The 5,810-nt window shown below is 64.8% G+C and carries 6 protein-coding genes and 1 pseudogene; 1 reads left to right on the plus strand and 6 read right to left on the minus strand.

What is annotated here, in order from left to right:
• The first annotated feature begins 209 nt into the window (after nt 1-209).
• Nucleotides 210-605 carry a hypothetical protein gene (locus tag LO50_RS21145; RefSeq protein WP_044316264.1) on the plus strand — a complete coding sequence of 132 codons (396 nt, stop codon included), beginning with the start codon at nt 210-212 and terminating at the stop codon, nt 603-605.
• A 96-nt stretch (nt 606-701) separates the two neighbouring features.
• Here LO50_RS21145 and LO50_RS21150 read toward each other — a convergent pair whose 3' ends face one another.
• The 6 genes and pseudogenes from LO50_RS21150 to LO50_RS21175 all read right to left on the minus strand — a co-directional run.
• A complete protein-coding gene (locus LO50_RS21150) occupies nt 702-1,205 on the minus strand; it encodes a DUF4126 family protein (RefSeq protein WP_041013837.1) in 504 nt (167 codons plus the stop codon).
• Nucleotides 1,206-1,302: 97 nt separating this feature from the next.
• Nucleotides 1,303-1,707 (minus strand): hypothetical protein, encoded by a 405-nt coding sequence (locus LO50_RS21155; RefSeq protein ID WP_042925965.1) that lies wholly within the window; start codon nt 1,705-1,707, stop codon nt 1,303-1,305.
• Between the two features lie 118 nt (nt 1,708-1,825).
• On the minus strand, nt 1,826-2,119 hold the full coding sequence (locus tag LO50_RS21160; protein WP_044316261.1) for a GNAT family N-acetyltransferase: 294 nt from the start codon (nt 2,117-2,119) through the stop codon (nt 1,826-1,828).
• A 212-nt stretch (nt 2,120-2,331) separates the two neighbouring features.
• On the minus strand, nt 2,332-2,958 hold the full coding sequence (locus tag LO50_RS21165; protein ID WP_044316265.1) for a Type 1 glutamine amidotransferase-like domain-containing protein: 627 nt from the start codon (nt 2,956-2,958) through the stop codon (nt 2,332-2,334).
• A 170-nt stretch (nt 2,959-3,128) separates the two neighbouring features.
• Entirely contained in the window at nt 3,129-4,964 is a 1,836-nt protein-coding gene (locus LO50_RS21170; protein ID WP_044316262.1) for an ABC transporter ATP-binding protein, read from the minus strand.
• Nucleotides 4,965-5,214: 250 nt separating this feature from the next.
• A pseudogene (locus LO50_RS21175) lies at nt 5,215-5,766 on the minus strand (DUF1993 domain-containing protein); the annotation flags it as partial.
• Nucleotides 5,767-5,810: the final 44 nt, after the last annotated feature.

The raw sequence follows: 5,810 nt of genomic DNA on the forward strand, positions 1-5,810 counted from the left end.
GGCCCGTTGTTTTGCCGCCGCGTGCCTCACCCGGTCCTAGCCGCACTTCTGGCGTTCGGAAGAGCACGGCAGCCCGACGCAGGCACCCTGCAAACACCAAGCCCTGCGGCGATTGGCGCAGTGCCGGGGTGGTGAGAGCCCGCTGCCGCTGGCGTATGCTGGATTCATCCGGCGGCCCGAGTGCTGCCACGTCCTGCGAGGGCCAAGTCATGCATCTGCCGACAATCGTTCCGTCCTGCCTGCTGCTGTGCGTGTCGGTATTCACCGGTGTCTGGGCCGCGCAACCCGCCATGGAACAGACGGAAGGCGACTCGAAGAGTGCCTTCGTCCTGCATGAGGGCGGCAACATGCACACCGACCAGGCGGCGCTGCGGGAACGTCGCGCGAGAGCCTACGAAGTGGAGGTACGGGAAGCCGAGAACGAGCTGATGGCCGCCAAATACGCCATTACCCGGAAATACCTGGCCAAACTGCCGGCCCATGAGCGCGAAGCCATGCAGGCGGAAGTCGCCGCGCAGCACGCCACATTCGCCTACCGCTACCCCGAAGCCCACGCGCGCTTGCTGCAGAGCAATCCGCACAAGACCGAGATCAGCCAGGACTGACGGGTCCCGAGGGCAACCCGCGTAGGGTGGAATACGGCAACGCCTTTCCACGCGTCCACATCACCGCCCCGCGAAACGCGCGGAGTACATGGCTTCTTACCGCCCGCGCCGACCCTCACCCAACGCCCGCCGCAGCCCGGCTCGGCCAATCACCAACGCCAGACATTCCTCCGCCGCACCCAGCGCCGCATTCACTAGCGGCCTCGGCTGATAGGGCTTGCGCAGGCTCAGCCCGACCTTGGATGCGACCAGCGCCGCCGTCGCACCGAGCAACGCGGGCACCAGCACCGGCTCGCGACGGACACCCGCCAACGCCGCCGCGCTGACGCCGCCGGACAGCGCACGAAACATCATCGACGGCACGATGGTGCGATCCGGCGCAAAGGGCATCTTGTCGCCGATCATCTCGCTGGCCGCGAGCGTTGGCAGAAAGGTCTGCGCGGTGTCCGACGTCAGCAGTTGCGCGGCCTCCCCCGCCCCGGCGAGGTCATCGCGCTCGCTCAACGCCCGGCTGACCAGTGTCGGCGCCAGCATGCTGCGCATGCCCGTCACCGCCCCGATCGCCAGGGCGGCCCATAACAGATTGCTCGAAGTCGACATCGTCAGATCTCCCGGTGGTTACCAATACCGACCGGGCGCCCGCCGCCAGCGTTCGGCTGCGAAGCGCAGCCAGCGACGGATGACACGCTCGCAGTACTCACCACTGGTAAAGCCCGTAAGCAAACACGCCAAGGCCAAAGCCCATCTGCGCCAGCAACAGCGCGCGGATGGCGAAGGTGTAGCTGATCACCCGGCTCTGCCCCAGCGCATCGGCAGCGAACAGCCGGTGGCTCTCGGGAAACTCGGCCTCCATCTCCTTCAGCGCGGTGATGGTCAGCTCCAGCAGCTGCCGGCTGCGTGCATCCACCAGCCAGAACACCTGCGCCAGCAAGACGGTAAAGGCGCCGAGCAGGATCAGCAGCCCGGGCGAGAAGCCGCGCTGCAGCGCCGCCAGCACGCCACCATCGGCGAAGATCGCCAGCACCACGAAGAAGTTGAAGCCACGCAGGCGCTGCTCGGCATTGAGCTTGAAATGCGCCCAGACAAACTCTCGACCATCCACGCGATTGCCCTCTGACGAAACCAGCTGCTGGTGCAATGCCGTGCCGGCGCAGCGGCAGCGATCACTCAGATAAGAGCATCAGCCCCGGCAATAAATCCCGCCTGGAAGGGTGTGCTGGTCAGGCCGGATCGACCAGGTCCTGCCATTGCTCGTGGCGCTCGATGTAGCTGGCGATGAACTCGCACTGCGGCACCACCCGCTTGCCGCGGCGCCGCGCATCCTCCAGCGCGCCCTTGGCCAGCACACTGCCCAGCCCCTGCCCGGACAGGCTGGGGTCGACCTCGGTATGGGTAAAGACCATCCGCTCGCCCTGCTCGCTGTACTCGGCGGCGCCGAGTGACTGGCCGTCGACCAGCAGCTCATAGCGCTGCTGCGCGGCATCGTGGCGGACGCTGGCTTGTCGATCGCTCATGGCGGGCTCCCTCTCAGTTAATGACTGCGCTAGAGGTACGAGTGGGCGCAGTGTATGAGGGTTCAGGTGGCGCGACGACGAACCGGAATGTGCCGTGCGCGTTGCTCAGGGCCTTGCAAGCCCGCGCCATGCCACTGCTCCAGAGGTAGCGGCGGCAAGGCATTTGGTAACTGATAAAGGCTTGGCAGAGCAGGCAGGCCTTGAAGTTGGCGTTAGCCTCGTTCGCCGCTCGTTTGGATTTCAGCGTGACCACCCGACACGACGATCGCCTGGTTATTGCTGAATGGGCGAAGCGCCAATGCCTGCCCATACTCCTTCAGCACCTGCTCGACGGCCTCGTCGAACGGCGCATTCCGGTAATGCGGCAGCGGGTAGAAATCGACCAGCCCCAGTGCGGTACAGGACTCCAGCTCAGGCGCCGCAGTGACGTCGTCCATCGCCCGAATATAGTCAATGCTCGGGGCGAGTATCGCGGAGCCGGCGGATTCGCCGATATAGCACTTCCCGGCCCTGACCTGTTCCGCGATCAATCTGTCCGCGCCCTTGCGCTTCAGCTCCTGCAGCAGAAAGAAGGTGTTGCCGCCTGACACATAGATGTAATCGCCACGTTCGAGCTTGCTGACGATCTCGTCCTGAGTTGCGGTTGAAACCTCGAGCTCATCGATCACCAGTCCGGCTTCGACAAACGCCTCCCTGGCCGCAACAAGGTAGGAATTGACCTCCTCGGCAAGGCTTGCCGTAGGAATCAGCGTAACCGTCCTGCCGCGGCACTCGCCCCCGGTGAACCTGACAAACAAGTCCACGACCTCAGCAAAGGAGGATGTCAGGAAGATATTCATGGTCACCTCTGCGCTCGATTGAATTTGGGCTCGCAAGCCCGCCCCTGCTTCTTGAGAAAACGGCCGGACAGCTGATACAGACCTGCTGCGCTGCGTGGGAGTGCCGCGCGTGCGCCAGGCTTCGACCGCCTGCACGAACTCACCCGCTACCGATCCCACGCCCGTTCGAATCAATCCACCCCGACAAAACCACCGGTCTGGTGCTGCCACAGCCGCGCATAGAGCCCGCCGCGGGCGATCAGCTCGGCGTGGGTGCCGGTCTCGATCACCTGGCCTCCATCGATCACTACCAGCCGATCCATACGCGCGATGGTCGACAGCCGGTGGGCGATGGCGATCACCGTCTTGCCTTCCATCAGGGTATCCAGGCTCTCCTGAATCGCCGCCTCGACCTCCGAATCCAGCGCCGAGGTGGCTTCATCGAGCACCAGAATCGGCGCATCCTTGAGCAGCACCCGGGCGATGGCGATGCGTTGCCGCTGCCCGCCGGAGAGCTTCACGCCCCGCTCGCCGACCATCGCCTCGAAGCCCTTGCCGCCCTGGCTGTCGTCCAGGGTCTCTATGAACGCGTCCGCGCGGGCCTTGCGTGCCGCGGCCCAGAGTTCTTCTTCCGTGGCGTCGGGCTTGCCGTAGCGCAGGTTGTCGCGGATCGAACGGTCCAGCAGCGAGGTGTCCTGGGTGACCACACCGATGTTGGCGCGCAGGCTCTCCTGGCTGACCTCGGCGACGTTCTGCCCATCGATAAGGATGCGCCCGCTCTCCAGGTCATACAGGCGCAGCAGCAGGTTGACCAGCGTCGACTTGCCCGCACCCGACGGCCCGACCAGGCCGATCTTCTCGCCCGGGCGAATGTCGATGGTCAGCCCGCTGATCACCCCGCCGCTTTTGCCGTAGTGGAAATGCACATCCTCGAAGCGCACGCCGCCCTGCTCCACCTCAAGCGGCCTGGCGTCCTCGGGATCGAGCACGTCGCGCGGCCGGACGATGCTCTTCATGCCGTCCTGCACGGTGCCGACGTTCTCGAAGATGCCGTTGACCACCCACATGATCCACTCGGCCATGTTGTTGATGCGGATCACCAGGCCCAGCGCCAGGGCGATGGCGCCTGTGGTGATCAGCGCCTCGCTCCACAGCCACAGCGCCAGCGCGCCGGTGCCGACGATCAACAGGCCGTTCATGCAGGTGATGAGGAAATCCAGGCTGGTGATCACGCGCGACTGCAGGCGGAACTTGCCAAGCAGCTCCTGCATCGCCTCGCGGGCGTAGCTCTCCTCCTCCCGCGAATGGGCGAACAGCTTGAGCGTGGCGACGTTGCTGTAGCCGTCCACCACCCGCCCCATCACCTTCGAGCGCGCCGCGGACGCTGCCGCCGAACGCGCGCGAATACGCGGCACGAAGTACCAGAGCGCGGCGCTGTAGCCGACGATCCACAGCAGCAAGGGCACGATCAAACGCAGATCCGCGGCGGCGAACAGATACAGCGCGCTGCCGGCATAGACCACCACATGCCACAGCGCGTCGATCACCTGCATGGCCGAGTCGCGCAGCGACGGCCCGGTCTGCATCACCCGCTGGGCGATGCGCCCGGCGAAGTCGTTCTGGAAGAAGTTCAGGCTTTGCTTGAGCACGTAGCGGTGGTTCTGCCAGCGGATCAGATTGGTCAGCCCCGGATTGATCGCCTGATGCGTCAGCAGATTGTGCAGGCCGAACACCAGGGGCCGGATGACCAGCGCCACCGCCGCCATCCACAGCAGCTCGTTGCGGTGCTCGGCGAAGAAGGTCCGCGCGTCATCGGTCGCCTGGGCCATATCGATCAACTGGCCGAGAAAGCTGAACAGCGCCACCTCGATCAACGCCGCGAAGAAGCCGACAACCAGCACGGCGGTCATCAACGGCCAGACCTGCTTCAGGTAATGGGCATAGAAGCGCAGCATCCCGGCCGGCGGCGCAACGTCCGGGCTGGGCTTGAAGACATCGATGAGGTTTTCGAAACGGCGGAACAGCATGGGGAGGTCTGCTTTGTGGCGAGGTGGGCGAACATCGTTCGCAAATACGACCGCTCTGGCGCGGCATCCCGGTTGGACGCCCTAAGCCCCGGAGCGTTTCGCCAACCACCTGCTCTGCCCGTCGATTCGCATCAGTGACAAGCGCAGCGTTGTCCACCCTACGCTACCCCGCACTCCTCTGCCGACACCTCGCATGCGTAGGGTGGAAAACGGCGAAGCCTTTTCCACGCGCTACGTCCGGGCTACCTCGCTACCCCTTCGGAACAGTCTCCGGCCGCAGATAAGGCAGCATATGCGCCACGTAGTCCGCCTTGCCGAGATTGATCCCTTCGCTACGCAAGATCGAATACGCGGTCATCACGTGGAAATAGAACTGCGCCAGCGTCCAGTCACGGGCGTACTGCTCCGCGGTCAGGTCGAAGATCATCCCGTTCGCCAGCTCATGGGCGATTGGCTTGTCCGCGTCCACATCCAGCGCATCGGCGGCGAGGCCGTCGAGCAACGCCACCGTTTCATCGATCCGGGCATAGGCATCGGCCAGCGTGCCCGGCCGCTCGCCAGCGTGCCGCCCCTCGTCCAGCAGCTCGTTGATGACAGCCGGGAAGGCCTCGCCTCTCAGCCGGCAAACGGCCTCCCGCGCCTGCACACAGGCAAAGCGAACCTGAGTCGACAACGGAAACATATCCGGCGCCAGCCGCGCGGATAACAACGCCTGCGCCTCCGCTTCCGGTAGCTGGGCCTGCGCTTTCTTTAGCCAGCCGGAGAGGGTTTTGAGCATTTGCGTATAGGTTGGGACTAGGAGGCTGTAATGGACTCTCCCTGCACCACGTTTCTTCTATAACTCCG

Source organism: Stutzerimonas stutzeri, assembly GCF_000935215.1.
Lineage (GTDB): Bacteria > Pseudomonadota > Gammaproteobacteria > Pseudomonadales > Pseudomonadaceae > Stutzerimonas.